The following is a 22,696-nucleotide window of genomic DNA, read 5'->3' as shown; positions in this document are numbered from 1 at the left end:
CTTGTACCGTCTGCGCGATCAGTTCCGACTCACGCATGAGAATCGCCGCTTCTAACTCAGGGGAACGCTTGGCCCACTGCTCGGGCGGCAATGGTTTGGACCATTCGATGATGTCGGGGTAGGTCAGGTCGGGGGCGGATTCAACTTCCAACGTTCAAGCACATCTATTAGCAGTGTGTTGAAAATGAAAATTCCGCAGAAGCCTTCCCACAAAGCAGTTACCACCCAACCTCTCAATTTCGCGCCCTTGATGAGATCGTCCAGGTAGGTAGCCCAGATTCCTTTCGATCTGTCAAAACGAGCAGTCGCGTCCTCAACAGCCTCAGGCCCAATTTCCATATAACTGCGCATGCACTCCCACAAGGCCATGGCCGTCCTACCGCCGCCACAGTTAAAGCCCATCGAATAATGTTTGCTTTCCTCCTTGGCTTGCGGATCAGGGTTCTCAAAACCGATGATCAACAGTCCCATCGTGGTTCTACCCGCCTGGCTCACCGACGAGTGCTGCGTCGCCACTGCCGTCACGCTTTCCCAGGGGACGATCCAATACGTGCCATCCGCTTGCGGGACGCATACCTCGCGGCGCTGTCGATTGAAGCGCACTGGCAAGGGCACCTCTCGGAACAGCCTCTGAATTAAGGAGAAGATAGGGATGCCCATGATGATTAACGCTCCGCCCCACATTAGAGGGTCAGGTGTGATGTAACTCATAAGCGCAAACAACAGCACCCCTGGCCAAATCACCATCACCGCCGAGCCGATACTGTAGTTGCCGATATCAAGAAACACCTCGTTCTTGCGCCAGATGGTGTTGAGCACGTCACAAGGTTTCGCCCCGGTGGGAATGGGCAAGGGCGCCAGGTAGTCATTGCGTGAAAACAGCCGCTTTTTCGTCGTGCCTGCCGGTGGTGTGCTCATCCCTCTTGTACCGTCTGCGCGATCAGTTCCGACTCACGCATGAGAATCGCCGCTTCTAACTCAGGGGAACGCTTGGCCCACTGCTCGGGCGGCAGTGGTTTGGACCATTCGATAATGTCGGGAGAGGTCAGGTCGGGCGGGGGCGCCAGTTTTAAATTCTGCAATTTCTCCGCGAGATACGTCCCCAATATCGTGATGCAGAATATTCCCCAGAAAACACTTATCAGATGCCCTTTACGCAGGTCGGTGATGATCGAGCCGATTTGCGTTTCTTCGTAGGGGGCAAGGCCGACGCGACTGTCAGGTACGGCCTGCGGCCCAATTTCCATATAGCTGCGCGTGCACTCCCACAAGGCCATGGCCGTCCTACCGCCGCCACAGTTAAAGCCCATCGAAAAATGTTTGCTTTCCTCCTTGGCTTGCGGATCAGGGTTCTCAAAACCGATGATCAACAGTCCCATCGTGGTTCTACCCGCCTGGCTCACCGACGAGTGCTGCGTCGCCAGTGCCGTCACGCTTTCCCAGGGGACGACCCAATACGTGCCATCCGCTTGCGGGACGCATACCTCGCGGCGCTGCCGATTGAAGCGCACTGGCAAGGGCACCTCTCGGAACAGCCCCTGAATTAAGAGGAAGATAGGGATGCCCATAATACAAGCCCCCAAAATCAGCGCATCAGGATCATTGAAGATGTAGGCCAACCCCAAGAACAACATCACCCCTAGCCAAATCACCATCACCGCCGAGCCGATACTGTAGTTGCCGATATCAAGAAACACCTCGTTCTTGCGCCAGATGGTGTTGAGCACGTCACAAGGTTTCGCCCCGGTGGGAATGGGCAAGGGCGCGAGGTAGTCATTGCGTGAAAACAGCCGCTTTTTCGTCGTGCCTGCCGGTGGTGTGCTCATGCTTGGCCCTTGGGTTGCAGGTAAATAGCGCCGGGATTTTTTTCTCCAAGTGGGTAACTCCGCACACGATCCAGTTCCGGCGTAGGGTCGTTCCGCAAGGCAATCACGCCCGCATCGTGAGTCAAGGTGAAGGCAATACCTCGCTCACCGCCGATAAAGTCGCGGGCGCCCAACATTGCGATCAGCGGGGTGCGATAGCGCAAGCGCAGGGAGACTGTGCGCGGTTGCGAGCCAAGGATGCCCGACGCTGTTTTGAAGGGACCACTCAGACGTAAGCCTTGGCCCTCTTTGGCCGGTATCCAGCAACAGGTGCTGCTGGACAGCCAGTGCGGGGCCATGTCTCGCCAAGGGTGAGGCGGCTGGAAGTTATCGTTCGGGCTATTCTTGATCAAGTCGCGAAAGCCCTGAGTATCCAATGGGTCACCGATCAGGCTCAGTTCCAGGTAGGCAGTGCCAGGCTCCGCCCCTGGCAAGTCGATGCTCAGGGAGTTGATGGAACTTTCCGAGGCAAGCCCGGAAGGACCACTGCCACTGCCCGTCACCGATCTGCTCTCCATGCTGACGCGCGGCGTGTAGAGCAGACCGTACAGTTGGTTGAGCTCATCCTGCTGCGCCTGGGCCGTCATGGGCTCCAGATTGCTTGCCCGCGCTTTTGACCAGCAGCAGGAGTTAAGGAAGTTTTGCAGTGGCGTTTGCTGGAAAAACCAGGTGATCAGGTACAACACGCCCAGCACGGCAATGACCCAGTTCAGCGGGCCCATCCACAGCAAGTAGCGCATGTTCGCCGCTTCGACTGTCACTATGCTCGCCAAGGCTCTCGCTGTTTGACTGAAGCCCAATATGGCTTGGGCGCCGTAAGCGGCTATTTGCCCCCCAATCACGGCTTGGCGCATCTCGAGCCATGGATCGATATTTGTTTGCGCGCCTTCCAATTGTATTTGAAGAGAATTCAATTCTTTGAAAGCGGCATAGGCCGAGATTCCACCAATCACCCCACCAAACAGGGTGAGGGTTGGGGCCATTGTTTGCCCTTTACCAATTTCGGTAATTCCAAGCCCCCGCCGCACCTGATTATCAATCACCGCCACCAACGCAGCGGCAGCATACAACGAAGCGGAAACCGTATCGTTCACACGCTGACGGTCCATCCCCTCCAATGCCCCAGCCTGACTCAGGTAGTTATTCGCGTTGAGCGTATTCAGCAGCAAGGCTGCCAAGGGGACGACTCCACCGCTATTGACCACAAAGGGGGAGTTCTTGATGCCTGCCACGCGTCCGGCACCGATGGCCTCCCCGGTGTTGCGGGCCCATTGAGCCAGCCCTTCGGCTTTTTGCCCCAACAGCGTCCAAACCTGGCGCCCACCTTCGGTGACGGCCTGCAAACGCGTGTCGCTGCCCAGCCGAGCGGCAATGAAAACGCCGAGCCAGGCACCGCTGAAGGTTCTATCGGCTTGGAGCAGTAGCAACGAAGCCGCCAGACGGTTGACCAACACGCTCCATGCACTCTGGGCGTCTCGGGCCATGGACGCGATGTCATTCAGAATCGGTGCCGTCAGAGGCGCCAGCGCATGATGGGTGGCGGAAATGTTGTCGGCGGCCAGCGCCGCCATCAGTTCATTCAAGCGCGTGGTGGTGCTGACGGCGGTACCCAGCGAAGGCGTCCAGGCATGGAACAGGTGCGTCAGTGCTCCGCCATCGGCGCTTCGCACGTGGTCGGCGTATTGTTCGGCGCCCTGGGCCCGAATGCATTGGGCGGTCAGGCAACCGGTGGCCAGTTCGGTCAACCAGCGCCGGGTGTCCAGGTCGTGGTAATCGACAAACCAGGTGCCGTTGTTGGAGCGCTTGAGGTACAAGCGCCGGTCGGCGAACAAGGCTCGATGGCGTTGTTCGACCTGCTCGAAATGCGCGGGGGCGGTGGTATCGAGCCAGGTGTTCATCGCCTCCAGGTTGATGTATTGACTGACCTTGGCACTGAACAACTTGTCGTCGAGATTGGCTTGCTTTTCGGCGCGGTACTCGCGTACCACGAACTCCGCTTCACTGTACAAATCGTCCGGAATAAAGGCCCGCACCGGTGCGACGATGGCGGCGATCCGCGCATCGCGGGCGCGCGCTTGCGCCGCGCCAGGTTGGCCGCCGTAACGACGGGCCTGAGTTTCCGCCTTGAGTTGTTCGTCCAGCCGATGCTGGGCATCGAGCATCACCTTGCCCTGCTCGGGCGTGAGGCTGATGTCGCGATCCTTGTAACGGTAGTTGAAGGTACCCGCCAGTTCGGCCCCGTCTTCGCTGATCAGGCTGCGCACAAAGCCGCCGATACTCAGGCGCAGGTTGTTCTCGCCGACCCATTGTTCGTGGCGCGTTTCCAGCCATTCTTGCTCATGGTTGATATCGCGCAGCACCCCCAGGTCATCATCCAGGCAAGCAAAGACCGGGTACAACCCCTTCGCCTGGGCTTTGGCGGTTTCCAGCCAATCCTGAGTGCTCTGGCCTTCCCAGCGCACGGCGCTCCATTCGCCCGGAGGTTCGTCACTGGCGGTGGGGTGCTGGGCGATGACCTTCTCGCGCTCACGCATGCGGTGCATCGCATCGGTATAGGCGTTGATATTGGTTGTTGTGGGGTCGTTCATCACCGCTGCGCCCAGCGCGGTCGTCTCGTCATTGCCGCGTTGTTTATCGGCCTTCATCGACCGGGCGTAGATCGCCGGGACAAGTTCGGCCATGACCTGGTCGGCGTTGGCCAGCGGCGGGCAATGAGGCGCTTGCAACTCGTTGGCCACCGTGCGCAAGGCCACGTGGCGCATGCGCGTGCTGCGCTGGGCACTGCTGTCGTTCAACGACTTACAGTGTTGCGGGTTAAGGGGGTACTCGCTGTAGAGCATCCAGGCGTCGTGGTTTTTTTTCAGGGCCAGCCCCGCCAGGGTACCCTCCAGCACAACGGTGGAATCGGCCTCCAGCGCTTGCTCGCTGAGCAAACCATTCGGGGCGATGGCATAACGCTTGAGAGGGCCTTGGTCCTGCCACAGGTAAAGAAACCCTTCCCGCAGGCGGCGCGCCGCCACGGGATGGCTCTGGATGGCCACACCGGGAGCGCAGCAGGGATGGGCGGCTTTCTCTTCTGCCAGTGCATAGCGCACCGGGACTACGAACACTTCAGGCTGACTGGCCGGGCATGGCGTCATGTGACTGTTGATGTCTTCGTGTGGCATCGCCTTGGCGGCTCGGTCAGCCCGAGCCAGTCGATCGACCATTTCCAGTTTCTCTGCACTCATGCAATGAACTCTCTTTCAGTGAGCTGCTGACGCTGGAGCTCGGTAGTTAGGTTATCCAGGCGTTGCGCCGGCATAACCGCTTTGTCGGCCAGGATCTGACGGTAAAGGGCATGCTCCGCGGCGAAGGGAAACTCATCGCCAAGCACGGCGTGAAAGTTGGCCCAGCGCATGACTTGATCGACGGCGCCGTAACCTTGTCGTTCAGCGCTGCGCTGACAGGCCGAGGCCCATTGCAGCTGTGCAGCGAGGTCCAATCCTTCCAAGCGCTCAGGAAAGTGCTGTCGGCAATGTTCGATCAACCGCTGGGCAAGTCGCTCGCGCTTGGCTCCACTCAAGTGATTCAGTTGTTCCAGAGTGAGGAATAACCCAGGACTGTCCGCGTACTGAGCGACGGGCTGCTCGGGGTTTTCCTGACGAATGAACCCGCCACGGTGAATCGATTCCGGCAGCAAAATAAGCTGGATCGGCCCCATCAACGAATCACGCACTCGGGGCTCCAGGTCTGTCAGCCACAAGTGGGTGATACGGGGGTCGTAGTATCGGAAAAAGACCGTGACATCGCCCTCGACACGGGCGTGAATCAGACTGCGCAGGTGTTGCAATACAGCCGCCTCACCGGCCTCGGACTCCAGCCAGATACCCGCCGTCGCACTCCACTCGCAGGTAAACGTGTGGGCCAACGGGCTGTTCGGAATTACCGGCACCAACACCGGGCTAACCTCTGCCAGAGCGCTATAGGCAGTCTGTTGATACAGTGAATGAAATGCCGTACCACCGCCCAACTCGAACAGGCGACTGGCTAGATTGTCGATCTGGGCAGCGTCCAGCAGCAGATAGGCCTGGTTCATGCATTCGACTCCGATAGTTTCAGACACACGGCACAGATGGGCGCTGCTTGCTCGGCTGCTTGCAATAACGCTGTTTTTTGTGCGGCCAGTGACGGTGCAATCAACGCCTCGGCGAACAAAGGGATGGCCGAATGGGCAGGTTGTGCAGGCACGCCCACAACCGGCGCCCCGCCCTGGACAATGGGCACACTGCTGAAGATGCCCCCGGCGCTGATCAGGATATGCTGCCCGCCGGCCTGCAATGTCAGGCTCATCCCGGCATTGATCACCACATTGTTCGCAGTGACGTGCGCCTGCGTCCCAGCCTGAATGACCAGGGTGCCGCCTGCCGTAGTGCTGCTGTTGCCCGTGATCGAAATCAACTCATTGCCACCGATGGTGGTATTACGCAGGCCTTGGGTGGTGTGCAGCTCGTCGCCCTTGATCAGGCTGGCGCTATCCTTATCCACCTGTTCGAAGCGGTCATTGCCGATCAGGCTGTGGCTGTCGTGAGAAACCTGTTCGCGGCGATCGTTACCGATCTTGCAATCGGCGTCGTTGAGGATCACCTGCTCGAGGTCACGCTGAGCACGCAGGTAGATTCTTTCCTGCCCCGCGCGGTCTTCGATCGACAGCTCGTTGTACCCGCCCGAGTGCGGCGAGCTGTGGCTACGCAGGACCGTTCGAGTTTTATGCGCCGGCAATGGGTATGGCACCGGCATGACTTTGTTAGGCACGCACCCAGTGATCAACGGTTGGTCGGGATCACCTTCCAAGTAGGTCACCACCACTTCCATGCCAATACGCGGAATGGTCACCGTGCCAAACTTGTTTCCGGCCCAACTGGAGGACACTCGCAACCAACAACTGCTCTTGTCGCTGCCCAGCTCGGCGCGATCCCAGTGAAACTCGACCTTCACCCGACCATACTCGTCGCAGAAAATCTCCTCACCGACGGGGCCCGTCACGCGGGCGGTCTGGCTGACCAGCCGGGCTTGGCGGATGAGCAGCGGCGGGCGATTGAACACATCCCACGGAATCGCGGTAAAACGGTTGCGATAGCCTTGGGTGAAGGCATCTTCGGGCTTGGCGTCGCTGGTGATGGCTTCCTCAAGCGCCTGCGGTTGTTTGCCTTCATGGGTCACGCTTAGCAGCAACCACAAATCGTTGAAAGTTTTGCGCGGATGTTCCGTCAGGGTGAAGAAGTGACCGCTGCGCAAGGTCGGCTGGTCACTGTGACCTTCGGCTAACTGGTAGTCGATCCGATGGCGTTCCAATGCTTGGCGGGCCAGCACCCGTCCCCGTGCCAAGCTACCCATGGGGGCCGGGTAGCGGAAGTCCTCCAGGGTGGGGCTGAAGTCGGCGGTGAACTGGCTTTCCAGTAGCAGGCTCGGGCGCTTCAAGTCGTAATCACGTCGGGTCGCGGTGCTGGTGCGGGTGCTGAACCGCTGGGAAAACCGGCTGACTACCGGGTGCTCGGCAGCCATACCGCTGTGTTGCTGGTAGGGCGTATCACCAAGTTTGTGGAAAAAGGTTTGATCATCGGTAAACACCAGCCGATGACCATCCGGACTGTGCTGGTGGTGCCACGCGATACCGTCTTCAGAGCACAGCCTTTGGATAAATTCGTAGTCGGACTCACCATATTGGGTGCAGTACTCACGCTCGGGGCTGGTGCTGACATGGAAGGCAAACACATCGGCCAGGATGCCGTGACCCTTGAGTACCTGAGCGATGATCTGGGGCACGGTTAGGTGCTGGAAGATTCTTTGGTTGTAGCTGAACTGCAGGTAGTGCAGAACCGGTACCAAGGTCAGGTGATAACGAGTCAGGCGTTTACCAGATTCACCGACACCAACATCTTCAATGTTTCCGTGGAGTCCTTCTCCGTTCGAGCCAAACTGGAGAAACGCTGATTGGCTGAGCAGGCTCTCCAGATCAAAGTCGGGGTTTTCGCTGACCAGCTCAACCTCAATCGCATACAGCTTGCTGATGGCTTCCGTGCCGTTAAACCCCAGGACCTTGAAGTCGTTACGAACCGAGGGAATCTGTAGCGTGAAATGCGCGGTATTGGCCGGCGCGAACATAGGCTTGTCCTTGGCGAAAGAGCCCTTGAAAAAAGCTAGGTCCCGCGCCACTGACAGCCGGCACAGGGCATCACCACACGTGGCTGAACGGCTCAGCCACGTGTGGCGTCTGGCTCTGTCGTAACAGAGCCAGACCGAGGGAAATCGCTCAGGTTTAGCCAGCGACCGGGGTGCGCCAATCATCAGAACCGGAAGTGCCGCACACTTCATGGGTCCAGGTGATTTTGCGGTAGGTGAAGTGCACGTCTTCCAGGTGGGTGAAGTGGGCGTTCGCCGGGTCCTGGCAGTTGTGCATGTAGTCTTTGATGTCGACGATGATCGCGTCTTCCAGCTTGGTGGTGTAGTAGTGCTCTTGGGTACCAGCCGCCGAGGTGCGGTACCACTGGATTTCAATCGAGGTCAAACGTTCGCCCGAGGTCAGGGCGGCCAGCAGCAGTGGCGAGGCCTTGTCGAAGACCTTGGTGATGACCACCGGCTTGTGGATGCGCTGGCCGGTGGGCTGGCCGGACTGCGGGTCACGCGGAATGATCACTTCATGCTGGAAACCCTGGACCATGACCTGGTCTTCGTGACCCTCCTGGTAGGTGTTGCCGACCGAATCGGCGGTGAAGGCCCCGGCGGTGATCAGGCCTTGTTTGGTGCCGGTAATAGACATGTAGGCAGGTGTAGCCATGGTGACGCTCCTTGCTGAAAAGGGGACTTGAGCGGCCGAATTGCCGGCCAAGTACCGATTAACCTTCTCAAGGTTCATGCCACCTTTTACAAAGTCCTTTTATAACAATGGGATAAGTCAAAGAAGTGCATCAATTGACTGAATTTGAGGTCGCAATCCTCGAAAAAGTGCGCAAGAAGTTGCGCAGTACTGCGCAACTTCTTGCGCACTCACCGGCATCGCACGATTTATATACGCCGCAGCAATGTATCCACAGGGTTATTCACAATTCACTGCGCAACTTCTTGCGCAGTTGAGCTTATGCGAAGGATTTACAAGGGCGCTTTAAAGGAAGCCTCGCCAGCCTCCAGAAAAAGTTCTTGAGGACGGCCGCTGAACCGAGTGCAACACCCGACCTTTCAGTACGGTGTTGCCCTACATCCTGTATTGAAGTCAGCGTCGAAGAGCGGTGACCATCCTGCCCGGTCACGTCCAAGGCTTCAGCCTACGCAGAGTGGAGCGCACCAGTGGCTACGTGATCCGATCAGGAGGAACGACGCGACGGCGACCTCGGTGGTGGAAGGCTTCAATAACGAAAAAACCCGCCAGAAGGCGGGTTTTACGGGGGTTCCAGAGATTTTAGTAGCCTTCGTTGGAACCTGAACTGGTGCGGAGACAGGAATCGTATCAACACAAAAGCCATTGAATTTGGTAGCTATCATGCTTAAGGGCGGGACTCTTTATCTCTAAAATTATCCTCAGGCTTTCTCCAGCTTGCGAACGTCTGTGAAAAGTAGCACTAGCAGATTAGTGGAAGATGCCAATGGGTTCAGCCAGCCATGGGGCAAAGTCCAACTCAGGTGCTTCTCACGGATGGCTTACATCGACCCAAGCTGTTTGGGGGAATGCAAGGCCCAAGCAAGTGGTTCTGCCTGGGCGTGGAGTGGTTACTCTTCTGGTAGATCAAGATCTTCTTCGGTTACCCGCTCTTGGGGAACTACCAGAGGGCCGTATTGCTTGAGATATTCCTCTGTTCGGAAGATTACAAGTGGATCAACACTCATGAACCCTAGAGGAACAACATGACCGGAGGTGGAGGTGCCTGGTAGATGGATCAATACGCCAACTGCTACTCCTGGCACCAAAAATATTTCCACCGACTTGGGGGGGCTGCCAGTATCGAAGTACTGCTTTTCCGTGAAGGCTCTGTGAGGACCATGCCATTTTTTTTCAAGCATAATTACTGACGCTGGAGGAGCTTCCTCATCTCCTAGTTTGTCGGCAATTAGCGATTGAACTTTCGCCACAATATTTGGGAGTGCACGAGTTGCTCCCCAGAAGCGTCTAAGAGGTGCCCGCCAGTAGAATTTTGCGGGAATGCAGATTGCAGGAGTGTAGACAACCGCACGAGCCACTGCTTCGAGAAGAACTTCCGCATTTTTATCCGAGAAGAAAGGGCCGACTATGGCTACGGTTTTTCTGTTGATTTTAAACTTATGATCCTTAAGACTTACGGCATCGCGAAGATACCGATCGACAGCGAGCCCACTCTTCGTTGAATAACTGCGAAGAAATTCTGGCGCGAGTTCAAGCAGTAGTTTGTAGTCGGCCATAACATGTTCGTTATACTGCACGCGAAGGCCTTCAACAAACCGTCCAATTGCTCCCGCAATAGGTGCTCGGTCATCGAGCTCATGATCCGGGCGCCACTCAAGAAGATCAGGTTCACCAATATTCAGAGAGGGTTGGGACGCCTTTACGATAATTGGAACGACTGCGGAAAATTTGTCCTCCGGCGAAACACTGTCGATCGAGTACAAGGACCTCTTGAGCAGCGAACGCAAGCCTTGCTTGGCCGTAATTTCCGCAAAATGTTTTTTGAAGGATGGAGGAACTTGCTCCTTGCCTCTACTAACCAAATTCTGGTCCACTTCAAGTACATGAAGATGATTGTCGAAAGGCTCGGTTCTATCTTTATCTTGGGGAGCAAATGAGACCAGATCGAAACCGTGAGTCCAAGTACGCTTTTCGACATTAAATATCTGGGGTTCGTCGTCGTTCTGCAAGAAAAGCCCTCTGCCAGCAGGTGTTAGCCACAGGCGCCCAGCCTCTCTGCTGACATAGTCAAGACTGACCGCATCGTTGAGCAGGAAGGTCATCTCTTGAGGTGAGAAGTCGAAAAATTTCGCGACCTCGGCTTCAGGAATTCCATCGACAGAATGAACAAGTCTTAGTAGGAATTCTGTAGTCAAAGAGACCTTCCCAACCTCGGCAATCTTATGTTCGATCTTATAGTTTCGACATGGAAGAAGAGCGTCATAAACGCCGATAATTACTTCTGTCGATTGCTCTTCGTCCTGAGAGGCATTGTTACGATTCAATGTCAGCGTTCTGTTCATGACACCACCTTCTTAGAGCGCGAAATTTTAGATGAAGTCGAAGATGGTTCTTGCGCTGCCCGTTGCTCCTCCAGCAGCTTTCCTGCTTCAACGTGCACAGCATTACCTAGTGCTTCCTCTACATCGAAATATCTGCGCAGCTCGGCCATAGGTCCGCCTTCCAGCCATCGATCTCTAGCGCCGACAATAACCAGCTTGTCCATTGCCCGACTGACCGCGACGTTGATGCGATTTGGGCGTGACATAAACCCAGGCTTAATGGTCGGCTTGCCGTTTACTAGTCGCCCGTCGGCGTTGTTTCGAACAAGAGAAAGGATGACGATGCAGTTCTCTTTCCCTTGGTAGCTATCGACCGTATCAATCTTTAGCGTTGACCTCATCGCATCGCTAAGACTAACTACGCGCAACTTATGCTTCAGAGCGCTCGCCTGAGCTCCGTATGTGCAAATGATACCAATTGCAGGGGCTGGATCTGCTCGATTGGTGAGCCAGTCAACGAACGGGGGATGGCTGTCCCATTCAAGAATCATACTAATGATAAGTTCAATTTCTTTAGGATTGGTCAGTGACTTTCTAGATTTACCTTGTTCAGGCTTTTGATGCCCCTTATCTAAAAGGTCATCGGTATATACCCATGTAAGTGGCTGCTTCAGGCTCTCCGGGAATATTGTCGAGCCCGCCTGGGGAACATTGCGACCTGGACTCAGGTCTCCGCCATAGAATGCATTCGATACGACATTGCCAATTGGAGGCAGCATACGGTATTGCGTTGTGATGCGCTCCGATATCTCCCGACCAACGGACGATTCAAAAACCCTCTCAAAATCGCTCTTAATGATCTCGCTTGGAGAAAATCCAGTCGCATCAGCTACCAACGAAACAACATTTTCCTTGTATCTTGGCTCAAGTTGCTTTTGATCGCCGACCAGTACCACCCAACTACCGGCTTGCATTGGTACGGCCAGTTCGCCAGCCGTCGCCCGAGCGGCTTCATCGATCACAACAAGGTCAAAGACTGTGGATGTTAGTCCTAAAGAGGATCTGCCTAAACCAACGCAGGTTCCCGCGACGATATGCCGAGTGCCAGCAAGAAAGGTTTCAAAACTTCGGTCGACCGTTGATACGCTCCCGATGATGTCCCTTGTGAGTCTGGCGATCGAGCGGAACCTTGCTACTAATTCCGTTGAGCACCCATAGCGATCAGCAACAGTATCGAAGATTTTGGCTTCAAACTCCTCGAGAGGAAGGTCCACCAAATTTGGAAGCTCGATGCCGAGGTCATGATTAAAGCTCAAGCTATCTAAAGTCCCAAAAAGACTTTGGATCCGCTGTAAACTTCCTTCTTGTTCCGTATCTTCAGCCAATGTGTTGATTTGCTCGACGACTGGTCTAACGGTGATTTCAATCAGGATAAATATATTAGCGAGGTGCTCTGGAATACCAATCGCCGTCGCTGCAGTGAGAAGCCGCTCCTTAACGGTGGCCTGAAACTTGTCTTTGTATAACTGTTCTACCCGAGCAACATGGAATGGCAACAGTTGATCTGAAACGTTACCTTCTTGTCCCACACGGATAATGCTAGGTGCCTCAAGTGGCGCAGGATAAAGCTTTAGAACCGCCTCTGCAGCGTTGTTCACTGCCTCATGGGACTGGCTTGAAAGCAGTACGTTGCGAACGTAACCTCGCGTCAATGCATAATGAATGAGCGCTCCGATGAAGCGGGTTTTTCCTGTTCCAGGGGGGCCTTGCAGAAGACCGAGCGGCCGTACCTTGAAAATCGAAGCAAAGGCACTCGCCTGGCTCTCATTGAAGCCGTAAAGTGCTCGGACCTCCTCAACATCGACGTCTATAGGGGCATGTGTGATGGTGGGGTTATTGTCCGGATTGAAGTAATCAATCAGATTTTTCACAGCCGATCGACGTTCAAGAATACGGGTAACAGCTGCACTTCGCCGATCAATATTTGCTTGCTCCATCTGGCTTTGGAATCGTAACCGCTGATCAATTTCGACTAAGCTACCGCCTGCAGGCATCCAGCCCATAGCATCAACTAAGATGAATTTGTCACTTGATGAGCCAACATCAAGAATACCGATTTTTTGCCAGCCCCGAGCCCCCATCCGCTCGACAAATACTTTGTCATTGCGAGAGAATTCGAATGAGCCACACTCTAGTTCAATTGGAATGGCGTGAAGCTTGGTTTCCTTTCTATAGCTACTAGATCCTGACGCTACAGCTTCTATGGTTAAGTCTTTCTCAACATCAACTAACGTGCGCCAAAGTTGAGGTACACTCGCAAACGATTTGTGTTGTTCGGACTCGACCAACTCAGTAATCGCATCTTCGTTAGTTTCGGCCTGAGTGAGAAGCTCCTCCGAATCATCTAGATCTTGGTCATCTTGCTCTTCAACCTCGGCGGATTCTCCAGGAGTATTACTTTTTAGCAATTCTGCAAATGGAGCCTCGTCGAAAAGGCTCTGAAAGTCAGCATATGAGTTCGTGATTTCGCCGAGAACCTCGACCTCAATAGCAATCGTTCCTATCTGTCGGCGAGATAAGCTGCCGTTCAGTAGGTGAGGCATTTCTACCAATTTAGCAGATGTGATTTTTTTATTGTTTACCATGAAGTAGATGGTTTTCGTAGCACCCCGAAGATAAAACTGTCCTTTGTCAAATCCGTAACCGAATACTCCTTCGTCAGAAAGGACTTCCTGCGACTTAAAATTACTCAGAGCTATTGTCAGCCGGCGAACTGCATTCTGCGTCTTCGGAGCTAGAACCTCTTCCAATGCATCTTGCAAAGGAAGGAGCGTCGCGTTCTCCGGTACCTCGCCACGGCAGGTGTCAATAGCTTGGCGAATACGGTGCAGGGTTTCGGCAGGGGCATCTAATCCTTCGATAAGCTCGTTAGCAATGACAGTCACCGCGAAACGATCGCGCTCGTAGCGCCCGCCTTTCATTGGCGCGTATGCAGATGTCTGAATTTCGCCATCGGCGACACATGAGAAGTCGTGATAGTCTACAAAGTGAGGCTCGAATGGTTCTTTTGAAACAAGAATGTTGCTAGGCTTAAGGTCACCGTGTGCGACGCCAGATTCATGCATCGCGATTACTGCTCGAGCCAGTGATAAGAGAAACGCGAGGACAGCATCAGGTGTTACATCGCTTTTAGCACAACTTAAAGCGTGTTCGCTTAAGTTCGGCGCATCAAAGTACAGTTGTATTATAACGATCGCATCCTGTAGCCAAATTGCGTCTTTTATTGGCACGCAATTAGGTGGCGGGGAACTAGCTAGCTCTCGCGCTCTTTCCAGGAAGTCCAGAATTTTGGGGTGATCAGAAGAACCGTCGCTCCAAGTAGCGCGTTTCCAAACCTTTACTACTAATCTCTGCTCGTCCTTATCCGACACCCACATTTCAACGTAGTTGTCTTGCTTAAGCTCCCTAGTAAACGGATAGAGCCTTATGAGTTGCATCTGGCTACCAACGGTCTTAAAAGCGTCAAGCCGCTTCAGGACGGTAACTCCGGAGTTCTGATTTCTCGACAAGGCGTTGAAGCAATCAAGCATTTCTACAGCATTTTTGAAGCGTTCTGAGGCATCCCACGACAAAGCGCGTGCAAGTACTTCATGGACCTGCTTGTAAGTGCCATCGGCGTCAATGTCTGGATTCCACTCTGGCGGGTCGGTGTCTCTTGATTCGGGATAGGCCCCGAATAGGAATAAGTGCATCAAGCACCCGAGGTGATAGACATCTTTTTGCGGGGGTATCGAGGGAGCTTCTAAAATGTCTTCAGGCGTTTTTACGCTTGAGAGGAATTGGTACCTCGAATTCCCAAGCGAGTTGGCTTCTGGGTATCGGGCAGACATCAAGTGGGAAAGCCGTACTACAGACGGGAGTTCCACCCAGACACTGTGGGGACCAAGATCCAGGTGGGCTGCTTCGTAGGAGTGCAACACTTGAGTTTGAGCAAGCAGTTGGCGAACAAGCTCCATACGCTCATTGGGGCGAAGCGCTGGTAGCTCGCTGGTCACGAACTCAGAAAGTCGCTTCATTTTTCGACGCTTTTCGTATACCTCCCAGTAATCAACGCCTTGCGTGATATCTTCAGCTTTAGGTTGAAGAACTGCGGCCTCACAGTCAGTACTGCGATCATTCAGCCACGAGATGACGCTCCGCTCACGGCCAGCGATCTCTCGTCGACCATCTTCAGTTTGAAACCGTGTGTCGGCTTCCGAAAAATCCCAGCGGCGAAGTAGGCCAGCGGATTGGGCAGCATTATCATCAATGACATTAAATTCGCTATAGATTCCAGCCTGGTGTCGGTATGTCCAACTGCGCGAATCCGTAGCGACATACCCACCATACCGGCGCATTCCCTCCCTGAAGTGCCCGTCCCTAACATTAAAAAACTTCTGGAGCTTTGGTCTCCATTCATCCGAGGAGAGAGGTCGCTTGTAAAAGCTATGATGAGCTTCGGGAAAGCGTTTGAGCCGCTTTCTTGTGTCTGAGACAGTCGATGCAAAATCCTTAAGTGTGAATACATGCCCGACCTCAGTAGGAGCTATACCACTTAGATCATTACTGCTGGAAAGGACTACTACGCCCTCGACGCGAGGCGTGGGCAACCTGGTGTACTTGGTGCGTTTTGCATGCTCATCTAAAAAACTGCTCAGCAAAATCATCACTTGCTTAGCGTTGTCGAGAATTTTCTTTACCGGGGATCGGCCTTGGGAATGACCATTGTGACTCCAGTCGCCATCGACACTTTCATAGCGCCCATGGCCATCCTTCAGGTCGATCAGGATGATTCGGTCGGAAGCAAACAGGATGACATCAATTTCCCTAGCCCCGTTTGAGAGTGACAAGTCGAGGTTTGTGTGCGCTACCCAGTCATCTGGAAGATTGTTTTTGAGGTAGTCGATTCCCGGTACTTCACGCTCGTGAATTCCATGGCCATGGTTGATGATTTTCATGAAGTCCCTTTTCCATCCTCGGCTGTAGATAGCGGTAAAGGTAAACTGAGTTGATGCCTAATTGCCAGCATGCAGCGCGCCTGCTGGGAAACTCAGGTCAGCATTGGTAGCCCGACTTGTGATGCAATGACCCTCTGCTCAGCCACCGCAGCAAGCCTTGCCCATGAGACAGATGAGCTTCTCCGATTTTGAATCCCTTCGGCACCGAGTGACGACCTCCATTACGCTGAATACCCAGCGCCTCGCTAGGATTTGGCAATTTCAGCAAAGGATCACCACTATGATTCGGTTAACGCTGGATAACCGGTTATGTGCGGTGCTGACAGCTAGGTCACCGCGCCCAACCACATCGTCCAGATACGCCGCATAGTCGGCCAGTACCTTCCGCTCAATCTGCCGCGCATCATTGATACCGAGCCCCTGTTCGGAGCGGCACCACTTCACGAATGCTTCCCACCGATCACAGTGCGCCTTGACAGTGCCGTAGTGGCCACCGCCGAACATGTCCTTTAAGCGCCTGAGATTCTGCGTAACTCATTGCCTGCCACAGCCGAAAATGGCCATCGCGTCTACTCACCAATGCCATGTCGGTCATCTCATCGCTTTTTCTCCGGTCCTTGCCCCACGTCATCCCGCCAAGAATGCTGAGTGTTATCAGGGATCAAGGCCCCTGCGACCTGTGGGGAATGTCCGCTGCGCGGGACTGGCGGCTCCTTACAACCGGGAGCAAGGGCATCTCATGATCTGGCCTCCTGAGCACCGTAACCGGTGGGCGGGTGGAAGCAGTGCTGGCTGACGAAACCAGCACCTGAAGATCCTAAGCCGGGTAAACGCAGCAATGCGATGACCGGGGCATGCCTGACTGTCAGTCAGGTGCAGTCCATTCCTTGGTCTGCGGCACCATCATCTACAGCGCTGTTGCTGGTGACATCGGCGTTTGTCACGCCGATTGTCACGAGGGGGAATGCCGCGAAGCCATGTGCGATCAGGGCTGCAGCAGTGTTAGAAGTGCCCGTCTCTTTCCAGAAGAAAGAGACGGGCACAGGTTGGCGCAATTTTCGGCCAAACGGATAGGTTGCTGCAGGGCAGCGAGGTACGGTGTATCTGGCGCACGAGCGCTATATGTGTAAGAGCATCCATCACATGGGTAGTGACCGGGCGAGCTGCCGGATGCGAATCACCCTTGGGGAGAACCACCGCGAAAGCGGCGTGACCTTGAAGGCTCGGGTCACCTGGGGTGCTGTCAACGAGAGCCTTTGCACTATCTTTTCTACGCCCGCAATCCGAGAGGGTCAAGCGACTCGCCCGCTGGATTTTGCAGTTGAAAATAGCATTGGGCGTGTACGGAATCCCGTGGTTTCCAGTGGCCGATTTAGTGCTTTTGATTTTTTAGGTGAGGTCCATCCAAACAGGGCGGCTTTGCAGCCCTGTTTGGATGGACCCGCATGGAAAGCGGATCACCGAATTTTCAAAGCCGTGCGCTCACTCGACTGCGCCACGCCTTGCTCTAAGGCTCGATACGTTTACCCCGGTCTGCTTCGCGAACTCATGCGGCGAAATGTGTTCCTGCCGGTTCGCGTCAAGGTAACGACTCCACCAACTCATGATCATTCGCCGTTCCTCCAGGAACTCGGCCTTGTGGATATACGCCGCCCGAACGTTGTTGCGCTCCCTGTGGCTCATCTGCCGCTCAATAGCCGTCTCTGACCAAAGTCCGGATTCGACCAAAGCACTGCACGCCAAGGACCGGAAGCCATGCCCGCAGATTTCGGTCTTGGTGTCGTAGCCCATGTTCCGCAGAGCGCTGTTGACCGTGTTTTCGGACATAGGCTTCCACGAGCGAGCGTCACTGGTGAACACCAGGTCAAAGTACCCCGTGATCGCATGAATCTGTTCGAGCAACGCCACCGCTTGCGGCGACAGCGGGACCAGATGGATGTCGCCCGCCATTTTCGTCCCTCTGGTCGAATACGGGACGCCATCCAACGCGGGCCGCGTATCAGGTATCTCCCATATGCCGCGCTTCAGATCGAACTCACCCCAGCGTGCGAAACGCAATTCGCTGGACCGAACAAACACATGCAGCGACAGCATGACGGTCAGCCGAGTGAGCGTGCGCCCCTTGTAGTGCTCGATGCGGTCCATCAACTCAGGCAGACGAGACAGCGGGAGTGCAGGCCGATGCGTAACCCGTGGCGCGCTGATGAAGCCCTCAAGGTCATATGCCGGGTTCACCGTGATCAGCCGCAGCCGTTTCGCCTCACGCATGATGCTCTGAAGATAGTTTTGTACCCTCAAGGCCACATCGATCGTGCCGCGCTTCTTGATTGCCTCAAGCGGCTGCATGAGGTCGAAGGTATCCAGATCAACGATGGCCCGTACGCCTAGCAGCGGGAATACGTGAGTCTTCAAACGACTCAGCACCGTCCTCGAATGGCCAGGCGCCCACTTCACGGACATTTCCTTATGCCAGTCCAAGGCAACGCGCTCGAATGTGTGGCCTCTGACAACCGCCTCGGCCTTGGCCTGCTGCTTGGACGCAATCGGATCAATGCCTTCAGACAGCAGCCGCTTAGTCTCAAGACGCTTCTGCCGAGCATCTGCGAGACCGATGACGGGATAGTTGCCAAACGAGGTCAGCCCCTCTCGCCCATCCGGTTTTACATACCTGAAGCGCCAGCCTTTACGGCCATTGGGGTAAACGAGGAGGTAAAGACCGTCACCGTCGAAAAGCTTGTAGGGGCGGTCAGTAGGTTTGGCCGAGCGGCATGCGGTGTCGGTCAGGGGAGCAGTAGTGCGAGCCATAAGGGTAAACCCCTTTATCGAATCGACTTTATCCCAAACGTTACCCCTAAATCGGCTGGCAGCTGTCGGAATCCGACGGAACGCCATAACGAAAAAACCCGCCAGAAGGCGGGTTTTACGGGGGTTCCAGAGATTTTAGTGGCCTTCGCTGGAACCTGATCTGGTGCCGGAGACAGGAATCGAACCTGCGACCTTCGCGTTACGAGTGCGCTGCTCTACCGACTGAGCTACACCGGCGTGGCGTCAACGCTACCACTGCCGGATCGCTTACGCAAATCACTGTTTATTAACAGCAAAGCTCACTGTGTCGAGGTGTCTTCGCCAGGCTTGCAGCCTGTTGGGGCGAGGTCTTCGGGGAGGTCGCTGGTGCAGGCCCAGCCAGTGGCCGAACGGGTCAGGGTGAGGGTTTTGCCATGGGCCACGGCGGGAGCGTCGACCAGGGTGCAGGTGAGGTTGCCAACGCCGCTGGCAGCAGTGCCGGTGGCGGTGATGGCGCAGTTGCTGGTGCTGGCCTGGCCGCCCAGGGCGGCAACGTCGGTGACGTCTTTGCCATCGTTCAGGCGCAGGTCGAACGGGGTTTTCAAGGCTGAGATTTCTACCAGGGCGGCAGTGGCCTTGGTGCGTGCCTGGTGGTTGCTGTACATGGGTATGGCGATGGTCGCCAGGATGCCGATGATCGCCACGACGATCATCAGTTCTATCAAGGTAATGCCGCGTTGCCCTTTCATGGACGTTCTCCCTCTCGAAATCGATTCTTGTTGGCAGCGAATCTGGCCCTGCCACCCACAGGCGCGCCAGTAGGCCCGATCAGACACCTTTTGTCACCCCGGCGCAGTCAAACGTGCTTCCTGGCTCGACTACTCTAGTGAGCAGCGGGTAATCCTGCCCGCCGACAAGGCCCTCAAGCTGTTTCCGGGTTTGTTGAGGCCACGCAGCAAGGATGTCGCGATGACCGAGAAAACCCAGATCTACCGCTGGCAGGGCATCACTGCCCAAGGCACGCCCATTCATGGCCAGAGCAGCGAGCGCAGCCCCGCGCTGTTGCGGGCGGCGCTGCGCAAACGGGGCATTCGCCCGGCCAGTGTCGAGCGGGTGCGCCAGGGTTTCTGCCGCCAACGGGCAGCACTTGGCACGCAGGAGGTCGGGCAGTTCAGCCGACAGTTGGCAACGTTGTTCAGCTCGGGGGTAGCGCTGCTGCAAGCGCTCGAGGCGATTGCCCAGAGCACCAGCAACCCCGCCCTGCTCTCGTTGCTTGACGCGCTTAAAACCGACATTAGTGCCGGCAGCAGCCTGGCAGATGCCCTGCGCCGACATCCGAGGCATTTCGATACGCTTTACTGCAATTTGATCAGCGCCGCCGAGCAGGCCGGCACGCTTGAAGCGGTACTCGAGCAGGTCGCCAGCCTGCAGGAAAAACGCCAGGCGTTACGCGCCCGCCTGAAAAAGGCCATGACCTATCCACTGATTGTGCTGCTGACGGGGTTGGGCGTTTCCAGCCTGTTGCTGCTGCAGGTGGTGCCGCAGTTCGAGACCATGTTCAGCGGCTTCGGTGCCGAGCTGCCCACCTTTACCCGACAGGTGATCGGGTTGTCGAATTGGTTCGGGCAGTACGTTGGGTGGTTGCTGTTGCTTGCGCTGGGCAGTGGCTGGGCGCTACGCCGGGCTTACCGGGAGCACCCCGGGTTTCAGCGCTGGTGCCTGCGCTCGGCCCTGAAGCTGCCGGTTGCCGGTGCGCTACTGAGCAATGCCGCCCTTGCCCGCTTTGCCCGCACCTTGTCTACCTCCTTCGCCGCTGGCGTGCCGCTGGTGGAGGCGTTGGGGCCCGTGGCCGGTGCGTGTGGCAACCCGCTGTACGAACAAGCCGTGTTGCGTGTGCGCAAAGATCTCGCCAGCGGTCAGCCATTGAGCCAGGCAATGGCCAGCAGCGGCCTGTTTCCACGATTGATGCAGCAGATGTGCGCCATTGGCGAGACAGCCGGTACGCTGGACGATATGCTCGCCAGGGTCGCCAGCCACTATGAATGCGCGATAGAGCGCTCGCTCGATAACCTGGCCAGCCTGCTCGAACCTCTGATCGTGCTGATTCTCGGGCTGCTGGTAGGCAGCCTGGTGATTGCCATGTACCTGCCAATCTTTCAGTTGGGTAGTGTGATCTGACCATGGACCTGATGGATACGCTGGCCAGCCAGCCGTTGTTGTATGTGGGTTTTGCTGTGCTGCTGGGCCTGATCGTCGGCAGTTTTCTAAATGTGCTGGTGCATCGTTTGCCGATGATGTTGCAACGCCAGTGGCAGGCTGAAGCACGTGAGGTACTGGCGCTGCCCGCCGAGGCCGGGGCAGAGCGCTACGATCTGTGCCTGCCCGCTTCCCAGTGCCCGCATTGCGGGCATCGCATTCGCCCCTGGGAGAACATTCCAGTAATCAGCTACCTGCTGTTGCGCGGGCGCTGCTCTAGTTGTCACAGCGCCATCAGCGCGCGCTACCCACTGGTGGAACTGGGCTGCGCGGCGCTGACAGGGTTTGCCGCTTGGCACCTGGGCGCCAGCGCCAGCGCACTGGCCTTGATGGTGCTCAGCTGGGGCCTGCTGGCCATGAGCCTGATCGACATCGAGCACCGTCTGCTTCCCGATGTCCTGGTGTTTCCGTTGCTGTGGCTGGGGCTGATCGTCAACGCCTTTGACGTGTTCGTGCCCCTGGAGGCTGCGCTGTGGGGCGTGGTTGTCGGCTACTTGAGCCTGTGGTCGGTGTTCTGGCTGTTCAAGATCATCACCGGCAAGGAGGGCATGGGCTACGGCGACTTCAAGTTACTGGCCCTGATCGGTGCCTGGGGAGGCTGGCAGGTGCTGCCGCTGACGCTGCTGTTGTCGTCGTTGCTGGGGGCGGTGATGGGGTTGATTGTGTTGCGTCTGAAGCGCCAGAAAGCCAGTACACCGATCCCCTTTGGTCCTTATCTGGCCATCGCGGGCTGGATCGCTCTGCTCTGGGGTGGTCAAATAACCACTTCTTATCTGAAATACTCTGGAATGTGATGACCACTGCTGCATTCACTCCCTGGATTCTCGGCCTCACCGGCGGTATCGGCAGTGGCAAGAGCGCTGCGGCGCAACGCTTTGTCGAACTGGGTGTACACCTGGTCGACGCCGACCAGGCTGCCCGCTGGGTGGTAGAGCCCGGCCGTCCGGCCCTGGCCAGTATCGTCGAGCGCTTTGGCGCTGGGGTGCTGCAGGAGGACGGGCAACTGAACCGTGCGGCGCTGCGCGAACTGATCTTCTCCGATCCGGAGCAGCGACGCTGGCTTGAGGCGCTGCTGCATCCCTTGATCGGCCAGGAGATTTTCAGCTACCTGGCCAAGGCAGAGTCGCCGTATGCGGTGTTCGTTTCGCCGCTGATGGTCGAGTCGGGGCAGTTCCAGCGCACCCAGCGCCTGCTGGTCATCGATGCGCCCCAGGAGTTGCAGATCCAGCGCACACTGCTGCGCGACCAGACCAGCCCCGAGCAGGTCCAGGCCATTCTCAAGGCCCAGGCCAGTCGCGAGGAACGCCTGCGTCACGCCGATGATGTGGTGGTCAATGATCGTGACCTGGCCTGGTTGCATTCGGAGGTTGACCGCCTGCACCACTTTTACCTGACTTTGCGAGGAGGCCAAGCATGAGCCAACCCATGACCGTTGAATGCCCGACCTGTGGCGCCCCCGTGGAATGGAGCGAGGCCAGCCCCTTTCGGCCGTTCTGCTCAGACCGCTGCAAGTTGATCGACCTGGGTGCCTGGGCGGCTGAAGAGCACAAGATCCCCGTAGCCCCGGATGCCGAAGACGAGTTGTTTTCCGGCGAGCTCGACCCACGCGCCCACCATTGA

The 22,696-nt window shown here is 56.2% G+C and carries 14 protein-coding genes, 1 tRNA gene and 1 pseudogene; 4 read left to right on the top strand and 12 right to left on the bottom strand.

Annotation, left to right across the window (positions count from 1 at the left end; all coding sequences use genetic code 11):
* Positions 1-123: 123 nt before the first annotated feature.
* The 12 genes and pseudogenes from NPS58_RS08040 to NPS58_RS07985 form a co-directional block, all read right to left on the bottom strand.
* Positions 124-918: a hypothetical protein gene (locus NPS58_RS08040; protein ID WP_425313030.1), complete on the bottom strand. Its 795-nt coding sequence runs from the start codon at positions 916-918 to the stop codon at positions 124-126.
* Positions 915-1,826, bottom strand: coding sequence for a DUF6708 domain-containing protein (locus tag NPS58_RS08035; RefSeq protein ID WP_274114927.1), 912 nt, complete (start codon positions 1,824-1,826; stop codon positions 915-917). The genes NPS58_RS08040 and NPS58_RS08035 overlap by 4 nt, the downstream gene beginning before the upstream one ends.
* Positions 1,823-5,095, bottom strand: coding sequence for a toxin VasX (locus tag NPS58_RS08030; protein WP_274114926.1), 3,273 nt, complete (start codon positions 5,093-5,095; stop codon positions 1,823-1,825). The genes NPS58_RS08035 and NPS58_RS08030 overlap by 4 nt, the downstream gene beginning before the upstream one ends.
* Positions 5,092-5,943, bottom strand: coding sequence for a DUF4123 domain-containing protein (locus NPS58_RS08025; RefSeq protein ID WP_274114925.1), 852 nt, complete (start codon positions 5,941-5,943; stop codon positions 5,092-5,094). The genes NPS58_RS08030 and NPS58_RS08025 overlap by 4 nt, the downstream gene beginning before the upstream one ends.
* Complete coding sequence (gene tssI / locus NPS58_RS08020) at positions 5,940-8,009, bottom strand: type VI secretion system tip protein VgrG (RefSeq protein WP_274114924.1); 2,070 nt, start codon at positions 8,007-8,009, stop codon at positions 5,940-5,942. Before tssI ends, NPS58_RS08025 begins: the two co-directional genes overlap by 4 nt.
* Before the next feature lie 154 nt (positions 8,010-8,163).
* Complete coding sequence (locus NPS58_RS08015) at positions 8,164-8,682, bottom strand: Hcp family type VI secretion system effector (protein ID WP_274114923.1); 519 nt, start codon at positions 8,680-8,682, stop codon at positions 8,164-8,166.
* Positions 8,683-9,608: 926 nt separating this feature from the next.
* Positions 9,609-11,060 (bottom strand): hypothetical protein, encoded by a 1,452-nt coding sequence (locus NPS58_RS08010; RefSeq protein ID WP_274114922.1) that lies wholly within the window; start codon positions 11,058-11,060, stop codon positions 9,609-9,611.
* Positions 11,057-16,036, bottom strand: a complete 4,980-nt coding sequence (locus NPS58_RS08005) for an AAA domain-containing protein (RefSeq protein WP_274114921.1) — start codon at positions 16,034-16,036, stop codon at positions 11,057-11,059. The genes NPS58_RS08010 and NPS58_RS08005 overlap by 4 nt, the downstream gene beginning before the upstream one ends.
* Before the next feature lie 193 nt (positions 16,037-16,229).
* A pseudogene (locus NPS58_RS08000) lies at positions 16,230-16,622 on the bottom strand (integrase domain-containing protein); the annotation flags it as partial.
* Positions 16,623-17,518: 896 nt separating this feature from the next.
* Positions 17,519-18,841, bottom strand: a complete 1,323-nt coding sequence (locus NPS58_RS07995) for a tyrosine-type recombinase/integrase (protein ID WP_274114920.1) — start codon at positions 18,839-18,841, stop codon at positions 17,519-17,521.
* A 161-nt stretch (positions 18,842-19,002) separates the two neighbouring features.
* Positions 19,003-19,078: transfer RNA gene (locus tag NPS58_RS07990), tRNA-Thr, on the bottom strand.
* Between the two features lie 62 nt (positions 19,079-19,140).
* Positions 19,141-19,569, bottom strand: a complete 429-nt coding sequence (locus NPS58_RS07985) for a pilin (RefSeq protein ID WP_274114919.1) — start codon at positions 19,567-19,569, stop codon at positions 19,141-19,143.
* A 220-nt stretch (positions 19,570-19,789) separates the two neighbouring features.
* Here NPS58_RS07985 and NPS58_RS07980 point away from each other — a divergent pair, with 220 nt between their 5' ends.
* The 4 genes from NPS58_RS07980 to yacG are packed head-to-tail and all read left to right on the top strand — an operon-like array spanning position 19,790 to position 22,696.
* Entirely contained in the window at positions 19,790-20,998 is a 1,209-nt protein-coding gene (locus NPS58_RS07980; protein ID WP_274114918.1) for a type II secretion system F family protein, read from the top strand.
* A gap of 2 nt (positions 20,999-21,000) precedes the next feature.
* The gene (locus NPS58_RS07975; RefSeq protein ID WP_274114916.1) at positions 21,001-21,870 is read left to right on the top strand and encodes a prepilin peptidase; all 870 of its coding nucleotides are present in this window, start codon (positions 21,001-21,003) and stop codon (positions 21,868-21,870) included.
* Positions 21,870-22,493, top strand: coding sequence for a dephospho-CoA kinase (gene coaE / locus NPS58_RS07970; RefSeq protein WP_274114914.1), 624 nt, complete (start codon positions 21,870-21,872; stop codon positions 22,491-22,493). The genes NPS58_RS07975 and coaE overlap by 1 nt, the downstream gene beginning before the upstream one ends.
* Positions 22,490-22,696, top strand: coding sequence for a DNA gyrase inhibitor YacG (gene yacG, locus NPS58_RS07965; RefSeq protein WP_274114912.1), 207 nt, complete (start codon positions 22,490-22,492; stop codon positions 22,694-22,696). The genes coaE and yacG overlap by 4 nt, the downstream gene beginning before the upstream one ends.

This window comes from Pseudomonas putida, assembly GCF_028682455.1.
In the GTDB taxonomy this organism is placed as follows: domain Bacteria; phylum Pseudomonadota; class Gammaproteobacteria; order Pseudomonadales; family Pseudomonadaceae; genus Aquipseudomonas; species Aquipseudomonas putida_AA.
Note: the sequence above shows the minus strand (reverse complement) of the source record. Positions and strands in the feature narration are given on the sequence as shown.